Source organism: Actinomadura sp. 9N215, from assembly GCF_044326345.1.
In the GTDB taxonomy this organism is placed as follows: Bacteria; Actinomycetota; Actinomycetes; order Streptosporangiales; family Streptosporangiaceae; genus Spirillospora.
Window position 1 is genome coordinate 63,125 of sequence record NZ_JBIRBA010000015.1, and the last position, 22,320, is coordinate 85,444.

At 71.3% G+C, this 22,320-nt stretch carries 18 protein-coding genes; 4 read left to right on the plus strand and 14 right to left on the minus strand.

Annotated features, from left to right (window positions below; all coding sequences use genetic code 11):
* Positions 1–49: 49 nt before the first annotated feature.
* From ACH34T_RS24085 to ACH34T_RS24110, 6 genes are all read right to left on the minus strand, one after another.
* On the minus strand, positions 50–1,285 hold the full coding sequence (locus tag ACH34T_RS24085; protein WP_396023161.1) for a Cmx/CmrA family chloramphenicol efflux MFS transporter: 1,236 nt from the start codon (positions 1,283–1,285) through the stop codon (positions 50–52).
* An 80-nt stretch (positions 1,286–1,365) separates the two neighbouring features.
* Positions 1,366–1,941 (minus strand): TetR/AcrR family transcriptional regulator, encoded by a 576-nt coding sequence (locus ACH34T_RS24090; RefSeq protein ID WP_396023162.1) that lies wholly within the window; start codon positions 1,939–1,941, stop codon positions 1,366–1,368.
* A 17-nt stretch (positions 1,942–1,958) separates the two neighbouring features.
* A complete protein-coding gene (locus ACH34T_RS24095) occupies positions 1,959–6,332 on the minus strand; it encodes an SAV_2336 N-terminal domain-related protein (RefSeq protein ID WP_396023163.1) in 4,374 nt (1,457 codons plus the stop codon).
* Positions 6,322–7,359, minus strand: coding sequence for an AAA family ATPase (locus ACH34T_RS24100; protein ID WP_396023164.1), 1,038 nt, complete (start codon positions 7,357–7,359; stop codon positions 6,322–6,324). The genes ACH34T_RS24095 and ACH34T_RS24100 overlap by 11 nt, the downstream gene beginning before the upstream one ends.
* A complete protein-coding gene (locus ACH34T_RS24105) occupies positions 7,360–9,087 on the minus strand; it encodes a trypsin-like peptidase domain-containing protein (protein ID WP_396023165.1) in 1,728 nt (575 codons plus the stop codon). It abuts the gene before it with no gap.
* A gap of 4 nt (positions 9,088–9,091) precedes the next feature.
* Positions 9,092–9,472, minus strand: a complete 381-nt coding sequence (locus ACH34T_RS24110; RefSeq protein WP_396023166.1) for a CU044_2847 family protein — start codon at positions 9,470–9,472, stop codon at positions 9,092–9,094.
* Between the two features lie 62 nt (positions 9,473–9,534).
* Between ACH34T_RS24110 and ACH34T_RS24115 the strand changes: the two genes are divergently transcribed.
* Positions 9,535–9,876, plus strand: coding sequence for an MmcQ/YjbR family DNA-binding protein (locus tag ACH34T_RS24115; RefSeq protein ID WP_396023167.1), 342 nt, complete (start codon positions 9,535–9,537; stop codon positions 9,874–9,876).
* Between the two features lie 48 nt (positions 9,877–9,924).
* Here ACH34T_RS24115 and ACH34T_RS24120 read toward each other — a convergent pair whose 3' ends face one another.
* The 3 genes from ACH34T_RS24120 to ACH34T_RS24130 all read right to left on the minus strand — a co-directional run bounded on the left by ACH34T_RS24120 (position 9,925) and on the right by ACH34T_RS24130 (position 13,119).
* The gene (locus ACH34T_RS24120) at positions 9,925–11,403 is read right to left on the minus strand and encodes a hypothetical protein (protein ID WP_396023169.1); all 1,479 of its coding nucleotides are present in this window, start codon (positions 11,401–11,403) and stop codon (positions 9,925–9,927) included.
* Positions 11,404–11,815: 412 nt separating this feature from the next.
* Positions 11,816–12,373: a heme-binding protein gene (locus ACH34T_RS24125; protein ID WP_396023170.1), complete on the minus strand. Its 558-nt coding sequence runs from the start codon at positions 12,371–12,373 to the stop codon at positions 11,816–11,818.
* Positions 12,374–12,522: 149 nt separating this feature from the next.
* Positions 12,523–13,119 carry a TetR/AcrR family transcriptional regulator gene (locus ACH34T_RS24130; protein ID WP_396023171.1) on the minus strand — a complete coding sequence of 199 codons (597 nt, stop codon included), beginning with the start codon at positions 13,117–13,119 and terminating at the stop codon, positions 12,523–12,525.
* A 109-nt stretch (positions 13,120–13,228) separates the two neighbouring features.
* Here ACH34T_RS24130 and ACH34T_RS24135 point away from each other — a divergent pair, with 109 nt between their 5' ends.
* The gene (locus ACH34T_RS24135) at positions 13,229–13,936 is read left to right on the plus strand and encodes a hypothetical protein (protein ID WP_396023172.1); all 708 of its coding nucleotides are present in this window, start codon (positions 13,229–13,231) and stop codon (positions 13,934–13,936) included.
* A 264-nt stretch (positions 13,937–14,200) separates the two neighbouring features.
* Here ACH34T_RS24135 and ACH34T_RS24140 read toward each other — a convergent pair whose 3' ends face one another.
* The 3 genes from ACH34T_RS24140 to ACH34T_RS24150 are packed head-to-tail and all read right to left on the minus strand — an operon-like array spanning position 14,201 to position 17,270.
* Positions 14,201–15,913 (minus strand): serine/threonine-protein kinase, encoded by a 1,713-nt coding sequence (locus ACH34T_RS24140; RefSeq protein ID WP_396023173.1) that lies wholly within the window; start codon positions 15,911–15,913, stop codon positions 14,201–14,203.
* On the minus strand, positions 15,910–16,677 hold the full coding sequence (locus tag ACH34T_RS24145; protein WP_396023174.1) for a hypothetical protein: 768 nt from the start codon (positions 16,675–16,677) through the stop codon (positions 15,910–15,912). Before ACH34T_RS24145 ends, ACH34T_RS24140 begins: the two co-directional genes overlap by 4 nt.
* 23 nt (positions 16,678–16,700) lie before the next feature.
* Positions 16,701–17,270: a hypothetical protein gene (locus ACH34T_RS24150; protein ID WP_396023175.1), complete on the minus strand. Its 570-nt coding sequence runs from the start codon at positions 17,268–17,270 to the stop codon at positions 16,701–16,703.
* Between the two features lie 141 nt (positions 17,271–17,411).
* Here ACH34T_RS24150 and ACH34T_RS24155 point away from each other — a divergent pair, with 141 nt between their 5' ends.
* On the plus strand, positions 17,412–18,383 hold the full coding sequence (locus ACH34T_RS24155) for a zinc-binding dehydrogenase (protein ID WP_396023176.1): 972 nt from the start codon (positions 17,412–17,414) through the stop codon (positions 18,381–18,383).
* Here ACH34T_RS24155 and ACH34T_RS24160 read toward each other — a convergent pair.
* A complete protein-coding gene (locus ACH34T_RS24160) occupies positions 18,367–19,542 on the minus strand; it encodes an alpha/beta hydrolase family protein (protein ID WP_396023177.1) in 1,176 nt (391 codons plus the stop codon). The genes ACH34T_RS24155 and ACH34T_RS24160 overlap by 17 nt on opposite strands.
* 118 nt (positions 19,543–19,660) lie before the next feature.
* On the opposite strand from ACH34T_RS24160, the gene ACH34T_RS24165 reads away from it, so the two are divergent.
* On the plus strand, positions 19,661–21,577 hold the full coding sequence (locus ACH34T_RS24165; protein ID WP_396023178.1) for a TNT domain-containing protein: 1,917 nt from the start codon (positions 19,661–19,663) through the stop codon (positions 21,575–21,577).
* A gap of 44 nt (positions 21,578–21,621) precedes the next feature.
* On the opposite strand, the gene ACH34T_RS24170 is transcribed toward ACH34T_RS24165, so the two are convergent.
* Positions 21,622–22,302, minus strand: a complete 681-nt coding sequence (locus ACH34T_RS24170) for a hypothetical protein (protein WP_396023179.1) — start codon at positions 22,300–22,302, stop codon at positions 21,622–21,624.
* Positions 22,303–22,320 lie beyond the last annotated feature (18 nt).

Here is a 22,320-nt window from a genome sequence, read left to right on the forward strand (position 1 = left end):
TCGCGACGAGACCGGGCCGACGCGGGGACCTCCTCGCGCCGGCCCTCCGTCATGCGTTCACCCTCGGACGAGCCCGCCGTCCGACGGCCGCGGCCGTCCGCTCGCGCCTCTGCCCGAGGGCCACCGCACCCAGCGCCAGCGCGCCCAGGACGGCCCCGATCCAGGCCGTGGACGAGAGCCCGGCCCCCGCGTCGATCGCGAGGCCGCCGAGCCACGGCCCCGCCGTGATCCCGATGTTGAACGCGACGACGTTCCCGGCCGCGACCAGCGCCGCCGAGCCACCGTCCTCCAGCCCCCGTCCGCCACCGTCGAACGACGAACTCCGCTCGGCCACCATGCCGAATCCCCGCGAGTTGAGCGTCGGGTTCGTCGCGAACCCGACGAGGCCCAGCAGGAACACCAGCGCGACCGCCGGCGCGGGCGACCCGGCGGTCAGGGCCAGCGCCACCGACACCAGGACGAGCCCGCCGAATCCGGCGTACAGGGTCGGGACGCCGCGCGCGTCGGCCGTCCGCCCGCCGGCCGTGATGCCGATGAGCGCGCCCGCCCCGTACAGGGCGAGCACCGCCGGAACCCACGCCTCCGCGATGCGGGTCGTCTCCTCCAGCAGGGCGCCCAGATAGCTGAACGTGACCATGAGCCCGCTCGTGGCCAGGGCGATCGTCCCGTACAGCAGCCACAGCCTGGGGACGGCCACGGCGCGCAGCTCGTCCCGGATCCGGGGGACGTCGCCGTCCGGGCGTCCGGCGGGGATCGTCGCCGCCACCCCGGCCATCGCGATCACCGACATCGCGGCGACCGTCCAGAACGCCGCCCGCCAGCCGAGATGCTGCCCGATGACCGTCCCGGCCGGGAGGCCGACGATCGCCGCGACCGTGAGCCCGCCGGCGACGATCCCCATCGCCTTCCCGCGCGCGTTCGCCGGGACGAGTCTGATCGCCGTCGCCGCGGCCACCGCCCAGAACCCGGCGTAGACGAACGCGCCCACCACCCGCGTCGCGAACAGCACCCGGTAGTCGGACGTCAGCGCACCGACCGCGTGGGCCGCGGCGAACGCGGCGAGGAACGCGTGCAGCGCCCGCCGGTGCGGCCAGCGCCGCGTCAGGACGGCCAGCACCGGCGCGCCGAGGAGCATCCCGATCGCGAACGCCGAGATCAGCAGCCCCGTGTCCGGCACGGACACGCCGAGGTCGTCCGCCATGCCGGGCAGCAGCCCCGCCAGCATCAGCTCCGACGTCCCCTGCGCGAAGATCGCCATCCCCAGCACATAGACGGCCAGTGGCATCGGTCTCTCGCCTCTCTGTATTGGACGGTTCGGTTCAAAATCAGGTCGTGAAAAAGGACGGGCGTGTGCCCGTCCCTGGCTCAGATGGCGTCCATGGCCGTGTCGGCGATCGAGGCCAGCACGCGCCTGCCGGCGCCGCCGCGGGCCACGACCCGCATGCCGCTGACCGTCGCGACGACGAAGTGCGCCAGCGCCCGCGCGTCCTTGCCCGCGTCGATCTCCCCGGCGCGCATCCCCTCCTCGATGGCCGCGGTCAGCGCCGCCAGCCGCCGCCGCTCATCCCCTTCGATCCGCTCGGCGATCGCCGCGTCGCGCGGAGCCAGCTCCACCATCGCGTTGACGACCATGCACCCGACGGGATCGTCCGCTTCGGGGTCGACCGTCCACTGCAGGATCGTCCGCAGCCGCTCCCGCACCGGACGTCCGCCGTCCTCCAGCACCTCGATCATGCTGGTGGTGTTGATGTCCATGTAGCGGGCCAGGGACTTCTCGAACAGGTCGTGCTTGCTCCTGAACGTGTTGTAGATGCTGCTGCGACCCAGTCCGGTGGCCACGCACAACTCCTGCGTGGAGGTCGCCTCGTACCCGTCCGCCCAGAACGCCCGCATGGCGGCCTCCACCGCCCGCTCCTCCTCGAACTTCCTCGGCCGCGCCATACCCGCACCGTAACACGTTATGAACTGACCGATCCAATACGGTCAGGACGACCCTGCAACCGGATCAGCGTGCGGGTCTCGCCGCGCACCAGGATGGCGTGGCCCCGCGGGATGGGGCCCCGCAGATCCTCCGGAAGGCGCCACAGGTCCGCGTCCCGGCCCCCGCTGTGGCCCAGCAGCAGCGCCGGGGCCGAGAGCTCGCGCGTCATCTCGACCAGCCGACGTGACCGTTCGTCGGAGCCGGACTCCTGCGACACCACGAGGTGCACGTTGAACTCGCCGCTCCGCGCTATCAGAAGGAGGCTCGACGGCCATCCTCCGATGTCTCGGTTCCGGATGAACATGTACGGCCCGCGATCTGACGCCCGCGCTCGCCGGTGTGCCGTCTCGATGACCTCGAGCACGAGCGAATCGACCGCTCCGTCGAGGTCGGTGTACCGGATGCCGAACATTTCCGCGAACCCCGGATGCGAGGGGAGCGGGGGCGGCTCCCTGTCCACGAAGAAGATCCGATTCTCCTGGCCGCGCTCGCGCCTGGCGATCTCTTCCATGAGCCGGCGCATCAAAGTCGCCTTCCCGGAGCCCGGCGGTCCGATGATCAGAAGATGCCGATCGGCCTCGAAATCCAGCAGGACGGGCTCGCCCGACTCGTCGACGCCGATCAATATCCGTTCTTCCGACGCCGGAGGTCGCGACGGCCGAGACCCACCGCGATCCACGATCCACCGGAACCGATCGGCGAGGAGCGGGTCGATCCGGCGGAACGCGGCCACCTCATCCGCGTTTCCGTAGATGACAACGGTCGGGTTGTCGCCGTGGTCGTCCATCGCCCCGAGCATGGCGTGGATTCCGGTGCGGGTGCGCAGAGGACGCATGTGCTTCAGGTGAAGGAGCAGAACTCCGCCGCGACTCTCGTCGAACAAGTCGCGGATCGACCTGGTCTCCCTCACCGGACGCCCCGATGGATGGAACACGGGTACTTCGCGCACCTCGCCGTCGGGCAGTATCCCCAGGCTCCGGAGCATCAGCCCGTACAGTTCAGCCGCCCTGAGCATTCGGGTTCGGCCCAAGCCCTCGATGACCAGATGGCGGGAACCTCCTCCCGGCGACAGCGACGTGTCGGCCTCCTCAAGGTAGAGCTCCCGGAGCAGGTCCATGATCGATTCGTCTTCGACGTCCTGGTCGAGTGTGAGCCGGTGAGGAGTGGACGTGGTCTGCTCAGGTCGGCTTCGGCTTCGTTCGATGAAGTCGTCGACGACGGCTTGTGAGGGCTCGTTCGCGACGGTGAACGGGCGCGGGGTACCGCCTCCTGCCAGCAGATACGCCGTCCGGTCGTCGGCGAACGGGAGACTCGCACGTCCGAGAACGCGCCGGAGTTCGGCGGGCGGCAGGCGGCTCGCCGCGATCCGCCAGCCGAGGAGCGGTAGGAAACGATTCCAGATCGTGGTGTCCTCGACGGTGGTCGCAGCGAGCAGCAGTTGTACGCCGAGGGCCCTGCCCCGCTGGGCGAGGGAGAGCAGCGTTTCACCCACGTCGCGTCTGCTGGACGGGAATGTCAGCGACACATCCGCTACCACCAGCAGTCGCGGCAAAGTCTCTGGGAATGGCGCCGTGGCCCGGGCGTCCAACTGGTCCCTAAGGCGCGCGATGAACCCATCGAGCGCGTCCGGGCGACCGAGCAACTCGGTGTCGGAGTAGCCGATGTGCGGTAGGTCGATGTGCTCCCCGAGGGGATTCTCGCCCAGCCCTGCGAAATCGAGTCTGACGTCCGAGGGGGAGTAATTCGCGGCGAGCGCGAAAGTGATCGCGCGGACGACGCGTTGCCGGGCCTCGGTCTCGCCGACGACCAGCCCGTGCGGAAGACCCGACGAATCGTCGAGCGGGTAGAGCGTGACGATGTTCCCATCCGCGTCGTGGCCGATGGCCGGATCCCGGGGATCAGACGCGGGAAGCGCCCACCTCTCCTCGAACGTCCCGACGAGCCCGCCGCTGTTCAGCCTCAAGACGTCGAGCTCGGGGACGGACGGAGTCGGCGCCCTCGGCTCGGCTGATCCGTCTGTCCGGTCTACCGGCGCCGGTGCGGTTTCGTCCGGCGATGTGCCCCTGTTCGTGCTCTGGAGGCGTTGGAGGATTTCCTCAAGAATGCGGTCGCCGGCCCTGCGTGATATGCGCGCGGGTAGGTAGTCCTGGATGCTCTCTCCGATGATGTGGAGGGACGCGATGGCGTCGTCCTGTCTGCCAGAGGCGGTGATCCGCCACCAGACGGACTCGGTGAGCCGAGCCGGCCAGCGACGATCCTCTGACGAGCAGAAGACGAACTCCATGCCCAGGGCCGGTCCTGTTTCACAGAGCCGGGCGAGGGGTGCGCTCAGGTCGTTCCAAGCCGCCAGAGAGAGCCTGGGTTCATCGAGGATCACGATCAGGGCGGGAAGCGGTTCGAGACGGCGTCCCCCGGCGATGTCCGACTGGTAATCGAACCAGGTCGATGTCCCCGCGTTCCGCAGGATCGCCGCGCGGCGCCGTCGCTCGGTTTCGAGGTCGGCCCGGAGCCGGGCGACCGCCGGTGACTTCGACGTCGAGCGGGGCACATCGCCGACGATGTGAGGCAGCCCGCCCAGGCCGACGGCAGCGGCGCCCTTGGCGAAGCCGGAGAACCAGAAGGTCACGACGTCCGGCGAGTGGCTGAGGGCGAGGCTGAACACGAGGGTACGTACCAGCCCCCTGCGGGCGGCCCAGGTGCCGACGATCTCTCCATGCGGCCTGTCGACGTCGCCGAAGGGCACCAGCCACACCGGTGCGCCGTCGTCCACGACGCCGAGCAACGTCGGGCGCGGGCCACGTTCCCACTCCTGGCCGAGAAGTTCGCTCTCCGGGGTGTTGAGGAGGTCGGGGTCGCTCGGAGGCGGTATTGGGGTGGGGGTGAGGTGGGTGCGGGTTCGGGGGGTGAGGAGGGCGAAGTGGTCGGTGTCGGCGGTGAGGGTCAGCGGGCCGCCGCCGGCGGGGAGGAGGGCGCGGAACCGGTCGGCGGACGTTCCCGCGCGCCGTTCGATCTCGGCGGAGACGGCTTCGAGGACGCGGCGTGTGTGCAGGGCCTCGGGGCGGGGGAGCGTGTCGAGGAGGGCGTCGCGGGCGCCGGGGACGAACTCGTAGCGGACGCCGCCGGTCGGGCGGAGGAGGCCGCTCAGCAGGACTTCTGCGAGCTGTCCCGGGCCCGAGCCGCCGAGGATGCGGTGCTGGATGAGGCGCATCACCGGCAGGGACGGGACGGAGACCGCGACATGGGCGGCGAGTTCGGCGGCGTCCGGGGAGGCCGTGGCGAGGAAGCGGCGGACGCGTTCGCCGATCGGCAGCTCGCGTTCGCGGTGGAGCGGGGCCGTCCCCGAGGGGCGCGACGCGAACGTCGCGACGGCGGCGGGCTGCGGGCCGGAGCCGGAGACCAGCCGGGCCCAGGCGCCGAACCAGCGGGGCGCCAGTTCCAGGACGGGCACGGGGACACCGGGTGAGGCGACGCCGTCGTACGGGGTGAAGCGCAGGCCCGTGTTCGGTGCGGCGGGGCGCGGCAGGAAGGCGAGGCCGGGGGCGGCTGGGGCGGCGGTGCGGCGCCAGAGGCGTTCGGCCAGGGGCTGGAGGATCGCGGTCGGTCCGGTCTGTGCCCAGCGGCGGACGGCCTGGGCGGCGCGTCCGTTCCACCAGTGCGGGCCGGAGCAGTCGGACAGGACGAGCACCGCGTGGCGGCCTGAGGCGTCCAGGAGGGTGCCGGGGTCCTGGCGCGGGGCGTCCGGGGTCGCGGTGATGCCGCCGGTGGTGTCGAGGAAGGCGGTGTGGACGTCCTGGAACGCGCCCTGGCGGAGGAGCGTCTCGGCCAGCTCGCGGGCGAGGGGGCGCCAGAGCCGCATCGTGGGGCCGGTGTCGACGACGAGGCTCAGGCTCAGCCAGCGTTCGGGCGACGGGACGAGGACGGGCGTCCACAGGCGGGTGTCGGCGATGCGCGCGGCGGTGGCGTCCTCGTCCAGCTCGAAGCGGTGCCGCGACGGGACGCGGCGCTTGAGCGGGCGGAGCGCGCGCTGCACGCCGAGCGGGTCGGCCAGCATCGGCGCGGTCGGGACGAGCACCTCCGCCGCTTCGCCGACCGGTTCGGCCCCGGGCGCGGGACGGGGATGTAGCCGGGTGAGCGGCTCGCGCGCGGGCGGCGGCGGGGCCGGGGCGGGCGACGGGGGCGGAGGAGGAGGTTCGGCGGGCTCCTGCCGAGGTGTCGGCGGGACCGGCGAGCTGGGACGTTGCTCGGCGGGAGGTGAGATGTGGCAGGCGAGCCATAGCATCTCGCTCAGTTCGCGGGCGTCCGGTGGCGGACCGATGGCGGTGAGCGCCTCCCGGAGGCGGTCAATCGTCATCGATGGGCTCCGACAGGTACGGCATGATGCGGTCGGCGAGCGTCCTGCGGTCTTCGGTGTCGGCGTGGCGGCACAGGTAGACGGCGTTGAGGAGCTGGTCGGTCGCGAGGGTGCCGGACGTGGAGCGCTCGAAGAACCGGCGGACGAGGTCGTCGCTCTGGTCGGCGAGCGGCCCCAGGTGCTCGCGGACGATCGCGGACAGCTCCGCCTCGCCCGCGGGCTGCCGCAGCTCGACGGTGACGCAGCGGCGCAGGAACGCGGGCGGGAACTCGCGTTCGCCGTTGCTGGTCAGCACGACCAGCGGGAACGCGTTGCAGCGGACCGTCCCGGCGGTGATCGTGACGCGGGAGTGGGGGCTGGAGGACGGTCCGTCGAGCGGAGCTCGTCCTTTGGATGGCGGTGGGTGGGGGCTGGAGGACGGTCCGTCGGCGGTGAGGACGTCGGCGGACGGGTCGGCGCGGCGGGTCAGCTCCGGCAGCTCGTACTCGCCCTTCTCGAAGATGGTGAGCAGGTCGTTCGGCAGGTCGATGTCGCTCTTGTCGATCTCGTCGACGAGCAGGACGCGCGGACGCCCGTAGGGGAGCAGCGCGGTGCCGAGGGGGCCGAGGCGGATGTAGCGGCCGATGTCCTCCTCGGAGGGGGCTTCGGCTCGTCCGGCGGCGTAGAGGCGGGTCAGGGGGTCGTACTGGTAGAGGCCGTCGCGGAGGGTCGTGCGGCTGGTGATGGGCCAGTGCAGGACGGGCCCCAGCCTCAGTTCGTGGGCCACCGCGTACGCGAGCGTTGATTTCCCCGTACCGGGCGGGCCCGTCACCAGGAGCGGACGACGCAGATACAAGGCGGCGTTGACCTGCTGTACGGCGTCGTCCGACGGACGGTACGTGGTCGCCTGGTGCGCGTTACCCGAGGAGCCGGACGGGAACGGCAGGACGGGCTCGCCGTCGAACGCGCGCCAAGGCGGCGGTGGAGGCAGCCGGTCGATGCCGTCGTGCGGGCGACGGCTCCCTGTGTAGAGCAGCCAGTCGGGCACCTAAACCTCCATGGCGAGTGGGGGATCGGGGAGCCGCGACGGATCGTCCCACAGCAGCGTGAGGTCGCGTCCGCAGTGCGGCGTGTCTTTGGGGGCGACGAGCGCTTCCTTGCGTAGGGCGAGCGCGACCTGGGGCAGGTCGCCGGGGTGTTTGTCGCCCACGGCGGCGGTCAGCTCGTCGAGGACGCGGTGTCCGCGGCAGTCGCCGTGGGACGGCCCGTCGCACGGCGTACGCGTCCACAGCATGACCGGGATGCCGTTGTTGAGCGCGGCCGTCAATCGGCTCTTCACCGGACGCGACCCATACACGAGCACGCAGAAATCGACATGTGCTTCCAGCCAGTCTTGGAATTCGATGCCTTTGCGCGGTTCGTCGCACGGGATCGGGTGCGGGTCGCTGCGGCCGCGCGCGTTCAGCAGCCGCCAGCGGTGGTGGGCCTGGTCGCGGCGGATCGAGTCGGGGCGCAGCCGCTCCACGTCCCGCACGACCACCGGATACCGGCGCATCGGGATCTTGTTGCGGGGGTCGACGTGCCACTGCTCGAACGGCTTGCCGAGCCAGCCCTCCGGCACCGCGAACTCGATCATCCAGTCGTGCCCGAAGAGCTCGGGCGCGAGCGCCGCCACGCCCTCCTCGACCGCCTGCCGCACCCGCCGCTCCGGGACGCGCACGGTCCGCCTGGACGGCCCTTCGGCGCCGTCGATCCAGGTGTGCACGGTGACGTCGAAGGCGTTGTCGAACGTCACCCGCTCCAACCGGACGATCACCGAGGCCGGTCCCGGACGCGCCGCGCCCGGGCCAGGGCCGGGGCCGGCGGGCGCGGCGCCGGGCAGATGCCGCGCCGACCACCCGGCGAGCCGCTGCCGCCGCTCGTCCGGCAGATGCCGCCCCAGCGCCGCCAGATACCGGGCGAGCCGCTCCTCCGCGAGCCCTTCCGCGACGTACCGCACCGACGCCCACGCGGACCGGAACTCACGAAGCGTCCGGCGGCCGACCGCCCGCTCCAGGTCGGCGCCGAGCGGTTCGGTGAAGCGCACGCCGTCCAGCAGCTCCCGCAGCTCGCGCCGCGCCTCGGCGGTCGACCACCGGTGCGGGAGCAGGTCGTCCAGCTCCTCCCAGTGCTCCCGGATGCTGGTGACGGGCAGCATCCAGCCGAGTTCCGCGCGGTCGCCGTCCCGGAGCTCGGCGTTCGTCACCATGCCGATGACCTCGCCCGTCGACGTGTCGTACACGGCGGACCCGCTGTAGCCCTCCTCCAGCCACTCGCCCGCCCCGGTCTTCAGCTCCCACCACTCCTGCCGCATCGCGCGGAACGGCGACGTCGTCACGGTCGCGTGCCGCTCGTTCCGGTCGAACCGGCGGGGGAAGCCGCAGACGCCGAACGTCCGGCCGCCCGGGTTCCCGTCGGGCAGGGTGCGCTCGTGCAGGTCGTCGGGCGCGGCGAGCCGGGCGGGCGCGTACGGCACCGGGTCCCGCAGTTCGAGGACGGCGACGTCGCCCGTGTCGCCCTCGCGCCGCCATCCGCCGCGCCACACGACCCTGGCGGGCAGCCCCTCCCGGAGCCCGGGGAACCCCACGTGCGCCTCGTCCAGCCCCTGGACGGTGTGCGCGCAGGTCAGCAGCCGTGTCGCGGTGACGAGGAACGCGGCGCCGAGCTTCCCGCCCGCCGGATGCCCGACCCAGGCGCGCCACTGCCAGCCGTCCACCCGGCCCCGCCAGCCGTCCACCCGGCTACGCCTCCTCCGGGGCCCCGGTTCCCGTTCCCGGCCGGCCCCAGATCATCTTGACCTTGAGATGCCCCTCGACGGACGTCTTGGCGATCACGGCCCCGGCCGCCGCGTTCAGCTTGACGCCGAACTCCAGCTCGACCCCGTCCGGATTCAGGTCACCGCCGCGCAGCGCCCCGAGCGCCGCCTCCGCCGCGTCCCTGACGTGCTGGAACGCGTCCTCGAACTTCCCGGCCGCGTCGTGGATCACCCCGCCCGTGCGGGACACCGACGCGAACCCGGGCTCGCGGTCGTCGGTCTCCACGACGACGGTCCCGTTCTCGGTCTGCCAGCGCACCAGTTCGTTCACGACCGCCCCCTCGTCACGGAAATCTATCAAGATCATGCGGTGTGTGATGCTGTGCTGAGGACACCGCGGCCCTGCGGCCACGGCCACAGGAGGACAGGATGATCACCGTCGACCAGGTGCGGGCGCTCACCCGTACGCTTCCGCGCACCTCCGAGCACCTGATCAGGGACCAGGTGAAGTTCCGCGTCGGCGCGATCGTATACGTCGCCTTCTCGCAGGACGAGACCGTGATGGGCTTCGCGTTCCCCAAGGTGGAGCGGGACGCGCTGATCGAGTCGGAGCCGGCGAAATTCCACCTGCCGCGCGAATCCGACCTGCGTTTCAACTGGGTGCACGCCTGGACGGAGGCGCTCGACGAGCCCGAAATGCAGGAACTGGTCGTGGAGGCGTGGCGCATGGTCGTCCCGAAAAAGGTCGCCGCCGCCCGCCTCGGCCTCTAACCCCGTCCGGCGGCTTAGTTCGCGTTAGCGCTCGGTTCGTGGTCGTGCTCAGTTCGCGGTTGCGGGCTGCGGTTCCTTCTCGTCCGGCGTCTCCCGCACCGGCTTGGCCTTCGACCGGCCGGACGGGACGCTGCGTCCCCACGCCATCGCCGCCGCGAAACACGCGAACGGCAGCGCGGGCAGCAGATAGCGGTAGTCGAAGTCCACGGTGATGGGCGGGACGGCCAGGAGCATCACGCTCGACGTCCAGAACAGCGCCGTCCGCGCGCGCGCCCGCCGCCACACGATTCCGGCCAGTCCGGCTAGCAGGACGCCGCCCAGCACCGTGCCGGGCACGCTCACGTGTTCCTGGTAGCCGCGCATGACGCCCGCGTACGGGTCCACGATGTGGGTGCGTCCCGTGCCATGCGAATACTCACGCACCACCGTCCGCCGGTCACCGCCGCCGAGCACGGGAAGGTCCGGCTTCTGCGCGGTCGGCTTTGTCGGGAAGTGGTACCGGGCCTCGGTGCCCACGGTCGGGTAGCGGCTGCGGTTCCAGGAGAACGTCCGGACGAAGAAGTCGTACGACACCACCCGCGCGTAGTCGAGCGGCTGGTTCCGTATCGCCCACAGCGCGAACCGCTGCGCGTCCGCGTTGGTCTTCTCGTCGAACGCCTCACCGTTGGACCACCCGGTCGGCGAGCCCTCCCGCCAGATCTGGTGGGACGAGGCGGGCCGGTCGTCCTTCGGGCCGTGCGGGCAGAGCCTGGCGATGTCCGGGGGCGGCGTGAACGCGTCGCAGTCGGCGAACGCGGCCGTCCGTCCCCACAGGAAGATGCCGTCCACCCCGGTCATCCCGAACCGGCCGTGCTCCTGCTGGTACCACGTCGCGTACGCCCCGACGGGCAGGACGAACGTCACCGCGAGCGCGACGTACGCGGGCCACCGCGTCCGCCGCACCAGCAGGTACAGCACCGCGATCAGGAACAGCGGCACCCCGACCGTCCGCGTGACGGCCGCCACGCCGAGCAGCGTCCCCACCAGCGCCGCCCGCTGCCACCCGGTCGCGCCGGGCTTCGCGAGCAGCAGCATCGCCCCGAGCGCCAGGACGGTGAACAGCGTGTCCGACAGCAGCAGATGCTCAAGCTCGATCTGGTACGCGTCCAGCAGGACCGGCGCGACCGCCACCGCCGCCCACACCCGCCGCACGTCGAAGTCGCGCACCAGCATCCGGTAGCCGACCACCGCCAGCCCGACGATCGCCGCATGGTGCAGCACCGTCACCAGCGCCAGGCTGTGGAACGGCTTCAGCCCCCACAGGAAGATCCCGTAACCGGACGGCCGCAGCGGATGCGGGAACGGGTCGTTGGCGATCCGCACGAAGTCGTAGCTGTCGTTGAACCACAGCACGCCCTGGAAGCCCAGCACGGTGATCACACGCAGCACGATCCCGGCGGCCAGCACCGCGGCGAACAGCCGGTTCCCCTTCACCGCGTCCACCACGGCCCCGGCCGTGGGACGGCGATCGAGCAGCGGGGAGAGCAACACCGGGACCCTAACTGTGGGACGTGCGGGCGGACAGAATCCTGTGCCGACCGGACCTCGGCCGCGTCACGCCGGGGGCGGCAATCCTGGGCTCGTCGTACCCATCCGCCCACGCATCGGCCGAGATCTTACCAGCGCCCTCCGAACCCCTCAGCGGCCCAGCGCGCATATCGCCAAACCCGGACGTAGGGGGACCACCCGCCCGCCCCGGGAACACGGCGACGCGATCACCGGCGCGCGCCGCGCCCGCGAACGCCCGACCGGGACACCCCGGCCGGGCATTCGCGGATCGCCCGGCCGGGGTTCGCGGATCGCCTCGATCGACCTCGCGCGTGGCTCTCGCGCGGCTCATGAACGTCCCGGAGCGCCAGGCCGCCGTCCGGGCCGCCCTGCCGAGCCCAGACTCTTCCGCTCAGTGCGCCATGGCCGCGCGCACGTCCGTGGCGATGGCCTCGTCGATCCTTCCGTCGGGTGCGCCGCCGACGCCGATGCCCGCAATCGGGAAGCCCTTGTGCAGGATCGGCACTCCTCCGGGGAGGACGAGCGTGCCGGGAATCTGCTTGATCGTCTCGTTCCCGGTCAGCGCGCTGGTGGGCTGACCGAAGGCCACGGCCGTGTACGCCTTCCGTTTGGCCGACTCGTAGGTCTGCGGGCCCGCCTTGCGCGTCCTGACGACCAGCCGGATGACCCCCGACCGCTCCATGATGACCATCGTCACCCGCTGGTCCCCCCGCCGCTTGGCCGACTTCACCAGCTCCTGGGTGGCGCGGGTGAGCGACCGGTTGGACAGCACATGATCCACCGGCCAGCCGCGGCCGCCCACCGCCCCGACGACCGTCCGCCCCGCCCTGACCTGCGCCGCGTCCGCCTGCGCCGGACCGGCCTGCGCGGGCAGGGCCGCGACGGCGAACGTTCCGGCGGCGACGGCGCCCAGCACAGCGACGCCGCCGACGAGATGCCTGTAAGACATGACGACTCCCCAATTGGCCACTCGAAGTAATCAAAGCACTTCAGAAAGTGACATCTCCCATTGATGCCGGTTGCACCGCCATTAGGGGCGTTTTGGCAGTCGCTTCGCGCTCAATTTAGGAAGTCATGGCGTATCCCGGACTGCTCCGCTCAGACGACCAGTGGCAGGAAAATGGTGTCGACGATCTCCCGGACGGCTGCCGGCGACATCGGCTCGACGTTCATGAGCGCTTCGTGTCTGAGCAGGTCGTAGGGCAGGCTCACGATGCGCGGAGTCACCTTCGAGGCATCGATCTCCCCTCGTTCGACGGCGCGGTTGACCACCGACTCGATGAGCGGCCATCTCCCACTCACCAGGGATTCACGAAGCTCGGCGGGGCTTGTTCCGGTTTCCTCGAAGAAGGTGGCCAGCCGTGCGGTCATCACCGCGGCGAACGCGACGAACGCCTCGTTGAGTTGTTCGAGCAGGGCGATGGTGTCGTCGCGCAGGGAGCCGGTATCGGGATCGACCAGTGTGAACCGATCGTTGGCCCGCGCGATGGCCTCCCGGACGAGGACGTCCTTGGTGGCCCAGCGGCGGTTGACGACCGGGCGGCTGGTGCCCGCACGCCGGGCGACCGCGTCGAACGTGAGCGCCGCGTATCCGCGTTCGGTCAGTTCGTCCCATGCGGCGTCGAGCAGCGCGGCCTCCAGTTCCGCGCCGTGCCGGCGACGGGCGCGGGCCGGCTCGCCCCTTGCAAGATGCATGAGTGCATCTTACACTCCCGGACAGGCCCGTGACATGGGTCGACACACCCCCGGGCCGGGCACCGCGACGGCCGCGGGTGCGGTTGCCCGGATCAAGAAAGGGGATGCGATGGGGATCGATGCCGGCGCACAGCCGTCTCCCTCGGTGACGGTCGCGGTGCGCACGCTGGGCGCCACGTTCGACGAGTCGGCGGTGGATCGGTGGGAGCTGAAGGCCGCACGGCGAGCCCTGAAGAACCTGAAGACGGTGGCCGACGGCCAGGTGATGATGGATCTGCTCGCCGAGCAGATCGACGCCGGCGATCGCTTCCACCGGGAGCTCGTGGAGGCTTCGGGGGGCACGTACCGGGAGTCGCGCACCGAGTTCACCGTACGCGGACTCAGCGGCACCGACCTGGCCGGCTGGTTCCGGTCGCAGACCGCCACCGGCCGCTTCCAGGACAAGGTGCTGCTCCTCAACGCCCACCCCGAGCACTACGTCGAGCCGCCGGACTACACGGGCGGCATGGTGGAGACGATCGGCGGTCACCTCACCCGGTTCAAGGTGGCGGTAGCGCGCGAACTGCCCCCGCCGGTCAGCGCGTACCTCGATCCGTCCTACCCGGCGACGCTGATGAACGCCCTGCTGAGCCTGGACGACGGCACGCCCTTCGCGTACGCGCTGCACCAGGCACGGGACACCGACACCGGCGCGGACGTGGTGGTGCGCATCATCTACCCGTCCGCCGCCCCGGACTCGATGATCGAGGGACACTGCGAACACCTCGCGGTCGAGTTCCGCAGCTGGATCCGGAACGCGGCGGCCGCGACCCGCTAATCCGCCTTCGCCGCCGGCACCGCCCACCGACCCGACAAGGGATGAACCCATGGACTTCAGGACAAGAAAGCGCTGGTCACCGGCTCCGGCATGATCGGTGGCCTGGGCCACGCGGTGGCCGGGCCGCCGGTGGCGCGGACGTGGTGATCACCGGCCGCGACCCGGAACGCGGCGCCCGCGTCGCCGCCGACGGAGGCCGCTGCCGCTCCGCCATCTGACCCCCCCGCCGCCCGCCCGCGCCGCCGGTCATGAGGGCGCGCGTGTTCAGCCGTCCAGTACCTCGATCACGGGCAGGGTTCCGTCGATGGTGGCGCCCGCCGACTCGGGAGGGATCGCCGTCCCCTCCCGCACCGCCGTTGTGATCTTCATGGGGACGGACGGGGTCACCAGGTACCTGCCGGGTGGCAGCAGCCCGTGGTCGGGAAGGACGATCCGGTACGTCGTCGTCCAGCTGCTCAGGTTGGCGCATTCCGATGGGACGTACGGCTGCCGCTCGCCGGTCGTGTCGCTGGTCACGGGGAGGGTGATCGCGTTCGTCGCCTTCTGCGGGATCTCTTTGCGCTTGAGCGGCGGTATCGGGTAGAAGCCCAGAACATCCGAGTCCTTGGCGTCGAGCTGGTCTTCGTCGAGGCCGATGGACCACTTGTACGCGTTGGTCTTGGGCGGGTTCCCCTTCACTCCGAAGCACTGACGTCCACCGCTCGGCGGGTAGTAGACGCCTGCCGGAGTCCGCGCCCGGAACCGGCCCACGAGGCGGACCTCCGTGCCGGTCTTCGCCCTGGCGGGGGTGAGCGTGAACTGGAGGTCGATGTACGGGGTCTCGGCGGCGGGCATGTTGGCCTGGCCGAGGAGCACGCCGGGTTTCTTGAAGTACGCGTGGACTCCGGCGCGGCTCGTCCCGCCGACGTCCGGGCCGGGCCAGAAGAACCACGCCGCGATCACGGCGCCCGCACCCACGGCGCCGATGCCCGCTGCCCCCTTCGCGCCGCCGACCTTGGCCAAGAAGCCCTTGGACACGGGGAGGCCCGTCTTGGCCAGACCCGAAGCGGCGGTGCCCACCGCCGTTGAGGCGGCCCCGGGTGCGAGGAGCGCGCCTCCGAGCATCGTCAAGGGAATGGCCGTGGCGACCGTCGCGGCCACGGCGCCGAGCGCGATCAGGCCGCGCCGCTCCCACTCGGCGCCATAGGTCCGGACGGCGACGGCCTCAAGTTCGCTGACGAATTCGTATGCGTTCCGCGTCCGGTCCGCGGGGCGCTTGGCCAGTCCACGTCGAACCAACGGGTGCAGGGGCTCGGGCACCTTGTCCAACGGGGCCGGGCTTGTGGTGTGCGCGGCCCTCAACTCGGCGAGAGTCGTGCCCCGGAAGGGCCTCTCGCCCGTGACGCATTCGACGAAGACGCAGGTCGCCGCGTAGAGGTCGGTCGCCGGTGAGGCGGGCTCACCGGTCCACTGCTCCGGCGACATGTAGGAGGGCGTCCCCGCCTGCCCGCCCTGGCCGATCAGGACGGCGATGCCGAAGTCGATGAGTTTGCTCCGCCCGTCGTCCTGGACGAGCACGTTCGCGGGCTTGTAGTCGCGGTGCACGACTCCGACGGTGTGGGCCGCCGCCAAACCGAGAAGCGAGCCCTTCAGCGTCACCAGCGCGGCCTCGGCCGCCATCGGCCCGGCGTGCTCGTCCAGCACCTTGCGGAGCGAGCGACCGGGCACCGCCTCCAGGATGATCGCCGCACCCCAGGGCGATTCCCGGTAGTCCAGCAGCCGCGCCACGTGGGGATCGACGACCCGCCTGAGGAGCTGCGCCTCATGGCGGAACGTGTTCCGCGCCGCCGGGTCGCCGAGCAGCTCGGCGGCGAGGTACTTGATCGCGACCGGTCCGCCGCCCGACCGGTGGCGTGCGAGCACGACCTCGCCCTGCGCCCCTGTCCCGAGCTCGGCCAGCTCGACGAATCCGGGCAGCCGATGCTCGCGCGAGATCACTGGCCGGTGTTGGTCTGGATCTCGCTGACGACGAGCGGCGTGGGCGCGGAGGTCGCCGGGTTGGCGCCGAGATCGCCGCCGGGCGCGTCACAGCCCGGGCCGTCGCACGTCCACCTGACGTCCCAGTTGACGGTCGCCGTGATCTTGTACGAGCCCTCGGGCTGCGCGGCGGACGAGCGCCGGTACCTGTAGTTGCAGGTCTTGCCGTCCCTGCTGCCCGCGTCGTCGCAGACGACCTTCTTCTCGCCCAGGTCCCACGTCACGGACTTGGGCGTCGCGATCAGCTGCACGGTCTGCCCGTCCAGGGTGATCGGGTCGGTCTGCACGTTGCCGAAGCCCTCCACCCACAGGGAGGTCCGCAGCCGCACGTAGGTCTTGTTCGCGGGTGCGGTGTGCACGACGGGTGTGGGGAACGTGGTCGCCGCGCGTGCCGTGGCGACCAGGTCGGCCGTCGTGGCGGGCGCGGCCTGGAGCGGCCCCGCGCCGCCGGGCGCCGGTACGAAGCCCTGTGCCTGGTCGGCGGTGAGCCCCTCCGGCGGAGGCGGCAGGACGGGACCGCTGCTGCCCCCGCCTCCGCCGGCTCCGCCGCCGCCCCCTCCCGTGCCGGGCTTGCGGATCACCAGGTTGCAGGTCCCGAGCTTCTTGTTCGCTTTGCTGCACGGCGCGGCCTGCGCCGGAACGGCGATCAGCAAAGGTGCGACCAGCGCGGTCGCCATGATCGCCGCGGTGGCCGTTCGTCGTCCGGTTGGGGGGTGCGGGGACATGTCGCGTCCTTCCCTGCTGGTCGTCAGCATGGGCGGTCCCGAACGTTCGCGGCGACCTTCCAGGCGCCGGAGTCGTACTGGACCGTGGCCCGGTACACGTACGCGCCGCCGGGGACCTCGCCCGTCCGCTTGCCGGTGTCCGCGGAGTAGCGGTAGGCGGCGAGGGTGCGGACGCAGTCGATGACGTAGATCTTCGTGCTGTCCTTGGCGCGGGCGTAGACGCGGGGGTTGAACGTGTTGGTGAAGCGCCAGATCTCGCCCTTGGCCCTGGTGGCCTCGACGTCCTTGGTCACCTGGCTGAGGAGCGGGTCCATGGCGAAGGTGGGGAGTTCGGCGGGATTGTTGGTCTCGTAGGCCTTCTTGTAGGCGGCCTGGTAGGCGCGGTAGCGCTCAAGGATCGTCTTGTAAAGCTGCTGTGGCGGGATGCTGGACGGCGGGGCGGCGGCGGGTGAGGCGGCCGGGGCGCCGTCGTTGAGGGAGCCGTTGGGGGCCAGTTCGCCGCTGGAGGACGAGCCGGACGAGCCGCAACCGGCGACGAGGCAGGCGGTCAGAACGAATCCCAGTGCGGGGGAACTGACTGACCGGGCGCGCATCGCCATCCCTGAGGGGCAGCCGACAACGGGGCGGAATACGCGCAGAAGCTTACAGAGGCGCGTGTGGCGAGAAAAGGGATTCGTTGGGGGCGCCTTGACCTCGACTGGGCTTGAGGTAGCACGCTTCAGGTGAATGCCGTGATGGGAGGGGTTCTTATGCGTGCGGTGTGGTTGAAGGAGTTCGGTGGGCCGGAGGTGCTGGTGCCGGGGGAGGCGCCGGATCCGGTGCCGGGCGAGGGGCAGGTGCTCGTCGCGGTCGAGTTCGTCAACATCACGTTCGTGGAGACGCAGATGCGGGCGGGGGCCGGTCCGGGTCCGGTGCGGGTGGAGCCGCCGGTGATCCCGGGGAACGGGGTCGGGGGCGTGGTGGCGGCGGTCGGGCCGGGGGTCGATCGCGGGCTCGCAGGGCGGCGGGTGGTGAGCAGTACGGGGGGTTCGGGCGCTTACGCGGAGCTGGCGGTCGTGGACGCCGCCGGGCTGTTCGAGGTGCCGGACGGTCTGGCGCTCGACGACGCCGTCGCGCTGCTGGCGGACGGGCGGACGGCGACGATGATGCTGAACGCGGTGCGGCCTCGTCCGAGGGAGCGGGTGCTGGTGGAGGCGGCGGCCGGTGGGGTCGGGACGTTGCTCGTCCAGCTGGCGAAGGCGGCGGGCGCGGAGGTCGTCGCGGCCGTCGGGAGTGCGCGCAAGGCTGAGGTGGCGCTCGGGCTGGGTGCGGACGAGGCCGTCGACTACGCCGAGCCCGGCTGGGCCGAGGCGTCGGAGGCGGTGGACGTGGTGCTCGACGGTGTCGGAGGCGAGGTGGCGCGCGAGGCGTTCACGCTGGTCAGGAGGGGTGGGCGGATGGTCAGCTTCGGGCTGTCGAGCGGCGAGTGGGCCGGTGTCCCGGAGGAGGACGCGGCGGAGCGGGGCGTGACGCTCGTCCGGGCGACGGCCACGCCGGAGGAGTTGCGGGAGTTCACGCTCAGCGCCCTTGCCGAGGCCGCTGCGGGGAGGCTGCGGCCGCTGATCGGGCAGCGTTTCCCGCTGGACGGGGCGGCGGACGCGCACAGGGCCATCCAGTCGCGTGCCACGGTCGGCAAGACGCTGCTGGAGGTCAGGCGACCTTCTTGAGGAAGGCGCTGAGTGCGTTCTCGTAGGCGGCGGGGTCGACGTTCCACGACTCGGTGTGGCCGCCCGGTGTGGCTATGTGCGTGACCATGCCGGGAGGGGCTTTTCTGGTGAAGGCGTAGGCGGAGCCGTTGTCGACGGTGGCGTCGTCGTCGGCGGTGAACAGGAGTACCGGTGTGCGCAGCCTCGGCGCGTACCGGCGCTGGTCGAAGTCGGACAGGTCCATGCCGATGCGCCACTCCAGGACGCGTTTGGCGACGTTCGTGACGAAGCCGGGGAGATTGCGGGCGTCGCCTTGCTTGTCCAAGGTGGCGCTCCAGTCGAGGACGGGGGAGTCCAGGACGACGCCCCTGATGAACGACGAGTCTTCACGGAGGGTCCGCATGGACATCGCTCCGCCCATCGACCACCCGTACAGGACGACGCCCGTCGCACCGTGCGCGCGTGCGTAGCCCATGGCGGAGACGACGTCATGCCATTCCGTGTCGCCCAGGTGGTTCTTCCCGTCGCTGGACTGTGGAGCGCCTACATCGTTCCGATATGCGATGGACATCATCGGCAGACCGAGCGCATGGACGGCCCGCATGGCGCGGAACGTCTCGGCCTTGTCCGCATTCCGTCCGTGGACGCCGATGACCCATGTGCTCTTGGGCGACGTACCTGGAATCAACCATGCGGGCATGGGCCCCGCCCTGGACGGATACGTGACGTCCTGGAAATCGAGTCCGAGAGCTCTCTTCGGGTCGCCGTCGTACACCCAATGGTCGATTGTCGCGGGGGAGCCTTGCACCAAGGTGCCTTCGACTATGGACGAGACCTGTCGTACGACGTGCTCGTCGTCGCCGCCTGTGATGGGGCCCAGCAGGGCGCGTCCGTCCTTCCAGGCGAGCGTCCACGTTCCCGGACGCTCCGTCGCCTCGTCGCGGGGCAGCGTGACCGTGCCGTTCCCTGTGGCCACGATGGTGAGCGGATAGCCGGAGCTGTGGTCGACCTCGATGGCGACGCCCGCGAAGTACCAGCCGATCCCGCCGACGACCGCGCACACCAACACGATGACCGCGACGGCCGCCGCCATCAGCGAGCGGGCGCGGCGCCGACGCCGCCGCCGAATCGGTGGTTCGGGGGCGGCGGGGGCCGGCGACTCCGGAACCGCGGTCGACACGACATACGAACTTAGCCTCCCGCGAGCGTCGCGGACGCTCGGGCCGCTCCGCAATCCGGTGATCAGTGCGGTTAATCTGCCGGACAGGTGCCATTGATCGGACGGAGGGACGCCTGGCGTGACGGGGCAGAACGACCGCATCGCGGAGATCGAGGGCGAGGTCGTCGCGTTCGCGCGGCGGATGGCGCCGCCCGGATGGCGGCGGATCGACCTGCACTGCATCGCGACCGTCGCCGTCAACGACGTCGCCCTGACCGTGCTGACCGGCGACGGCAAGACGGTGACGGCGGAGACCGTCCCGCAGGAGCTGACCGGGCTGCTGATGGACCTGCGCCGCGCGCACTACCTGTCCGAGCAGGGCACCTGGTTCTCGATGGTCGCGATCATCGAGCCCGAGTCCGCGCGGCCGCTGTACAACTACGACTTCGATCCGCTGTGGGATCCGCCGATCCCGGTGGACTACTGGCGGCGCGACCAGATCGTCCTGCCGCGCGACGGCGCGAACGTGCCGGGCTGGCTGCGCGACCGGCTGAACGGTCGCGAACCCGCCCCCGCGGACGTGGCCGACCCGGTGCCGATGAATCCGGTCGAGCAGATGGAGTTGCTGTCGAACCAGGTCACGATCGTGATCGCCGATCACGCGCCGCCGCTGTGGCGGACGATCTCCGGGTACTACCAGGCGGTCGGCGGGCACGTGGAGTTCCCCGCGATGACGTGCCACCGCGCGGACGGCGCCGTGTCGCCCTGGACGGCGCCCGCCGCCACCGCGGGCCTCCTCGACCGGCTCCGCGCCGGGACGTACGCGTTCCAGGGGTCCACCTGGTCCCGGATCGACTTCGAGGTCGTGTACGAGGACGGCGAGGTGCGCTGCCGGGCGAGCTTCCGGCACGACGACGAGCCGCACTGGGATTCCGAGCCGTCGTCCGCCGACATGAGGCGGGAGCTTGAGCGGTTCCCGCGCGACGAGGTCCCGGAGTGGATGGCGCAGCGGCTCGGCAGCCGCACCCAGCCGGAGACGGTCGCCGACGTGCCGGTTCCTCCGCCGCCGGGTGGGCTCCGCCGGGCGCGGATCTTCGACCACGCCGGGCCGGACGGCGCCCGTCCTGCCGTGTCGCGTCCGCCCGTCCCGCCGGACGAGGTGGAACGCGTGACCGAATACCTGCGGCAGGGCCCGATCGTCATGGCGGCCCGTTCCAACGCGCCCGACAGGCTCGATTCCGCACGCGGCGCAGCCGTGCCGCTCACGTTCCACACCGATGGGACATGGGTCTGGTCAGGCGCGGTGGCCTATTACCTGATTGAGCATGGTGTCGCGCCAGAAGCCGATCTGGTGGCGCACATACGCGCCAACGGGTTCCAGGTGCCTGCGGTCGACGACGACACCATGAACGCCGCTAACGCGGCCGTGACAGGCGGGGCGGTGCCTGAACGCGTCCTGACCGAACAGAAACCCGACTGGACGAGCACCCTCCAACACCGTCTGGACCAGCTCCGCGTCGATCGCGCCGCGTACCGCATCAACGACACCGCAGAGGGTGTCTGGTGCCTCCTGCCAGAGGGAGACCGCTGGTCGGTGTTCCAGCAGCGCGACGGTGAGCGCCGCAAGGAGATCACGTTCGACGACACCGAACAGGCCGCCGCGCATCTGCTCGGATGTCTCCTCATCGACCCGCGCCATACCGTCCAGGAGGGTCCGTTCGAGCCGCTCAAGGGCGAACCCCCGCTCTCCCTTCTGCGCGACCGCCACGTCATGGAACTGTCCGCAGGAACGGAAGTGGACCGCTATGGCGGCTCCGAGGGCAACGTGACGTACGCGGCGCGCACGCCGTATCCGCGACGGTCGCTGCCGCGCGAATGGCAGGACCGTCCGTACCACGTCTACCGGCTCGAACGGCCCGTGGAGGCGCTGACGGGCACGGCCGTGCCGTGGTTCGGCGAGCCGGGCGGCGGGACGGCTCACGTGTTCCGCCGATCCATCGCCGAACTGCTGGCCGACGGCGCCCTCATCGAGATCGACGCACGGAAAGACGACTGAACGGGCGACTAGACGGTCGGGCGGTCGGTTAGGCGGATAGGCGGTTAGGCGCTGCCGATGGCGGAGACCAGATTCAGCCCCAGCAGCAGGTCGAGGTGGATGAACGTCTCCAGTTTCGCGCCCGGCGGCACGTCCGCGTCGGCGGCGATCCGGTCGAGGACGGCCAGCGCGCCGGGGCTGTCCAGGTCGTCCGCCAGGGCGGTCTCCGCCTCTGTCGCGTACGCGCGGTTTATGGGACGTCCCGGCGCCGTGGCCCATTCCGCGACCTTGCCGCGCCACCTGTCCAGCCGCTCGGCGGCCTGCGACACCTTCGCCTCCGACAGTTCCAGCGGCTCCCGGTAGGGGACCTGCAGCATCGTGAGGCGCATTGCGAGCCCGTCCACGGACGTGGACGCCGCCGTCCAGCCGTCGCCCGTCTCGCGCGCCACGGTGAGGCAGAGCGCGTCCTCGCGGGCTTCGCTCGCGACATAGACGTCGGCGTCCGCCATCGGGACGTCCAGCGGCTCGAACGACGCGACGTTGGAGTCGGCCAGGGCGGCGTCCGCGGTGAGGGGCGGGGTGCACGCGACGCGGACGCGGCGTCCGGCCCGTTCGGCGACACGGCGCAGCAGGTCGGCGACCACCGGGACGCGGTGTCCCGACCCGTCCAGGACCTGGACGCGCAGGCCTTGCCCGGCGGGCAACGGCTCGGCCTGCCCGGTGCGATGGTCGTACAGCCGCAACATGCCCCCAACCCTAGGGCG

Excerpts from the sequence above, each read along its gene's own strand:
- ACH34T_RS24085 (WP_396023161.1), bottom strand. The coding sequence starts at position 1,285 with ATGCCACTGGCCGTCTATGTGCTGGGGATGGCGATCTTCGCGCAGGGG.
- ACH34T_RS24090 (WP_396023162.1), bottom strand. The coding sequence starts at position 1,941 with ATGGCGCGGCCGAGGAAGTTCGAGGAGGAGCGGGCGGTGGAGGCCGCC.
- ACH34T_RS24095 (WP_396023163.1), bottom strand. The coding sequence starts at position 6,332 with ATGACGATTGACCGCCTCCGGGAGGCGCTCACCGCCATCGGTCCGCCA.
- ACH34T_RS24110 (WP_396023166.1), bottom strand. The coding sequence starts at position 9,472 with ATGATCTTGATAGATTTCCGTGACGAGGGGGCGGTCGTGAACGAACTG.
- ACH34T_RS24115 (WP_396023167.1), top strand. The coding sequence starts at position 9,535 with ATGATCACCGTCGACCAGGTGCGGGCGCTCACCCGTACGCTTCCGCGC.
- ACH34T_RS24125 (WP_396023170.1), bottom strand. The coding sequence starts at position 12,373 with ATGTCTTACAGGCATCTCGTCGGCGGCGTCGCTGTGCTGGGCGCCGTC.
- ACH34T_RS24130 (WP_396023171.1), bottom strand. The coding sequence starts at position 13,119 with ATGCATCTTGCAAGGGGCGAGCCGGCCCGCGCCCGTCGCCGGCACGGC.
- ACH34T_RS24135 (WP_396023172.1), top strand. The coding sequence starts at position 13,229 with ATGGGGATCGATGCCGGCGCACAGCCGTCTCCCTCGGTGACGGTCGCG.
- ACH34T_RS24145 (WP_396023174.1), bottom strand. The coding sequence starts at position 16,677 with ATGTCCCCGCACCCCCCAACCGGACGACGAACGGCCACCGCGGCGATC.
- ACH34T_RS24150 (WP_396023175.1), bottom strand. The coding sequence starts at position 17,270 with ATGCGCGCCCGGTCAGTCAGTTCCCCCGCACTGGGATTCGTTCTGACC.
- ACH34T_RS24155 (WP_396023176.1), top strand. The coding sequence starts at position 17,412 with ATGGGAGGGGTTCTTATGCGTGCGGTGTGGTTGAAGGAGTTCGGTGGG.
- ACH34T_RS24170 (WP_396023179.1), bottom strand. The coding sequence starts at position 22,302 with ATGTTGCGGCTGTACGACCATCGCACCGGGCAGGCCGAGCCGTTGCCC.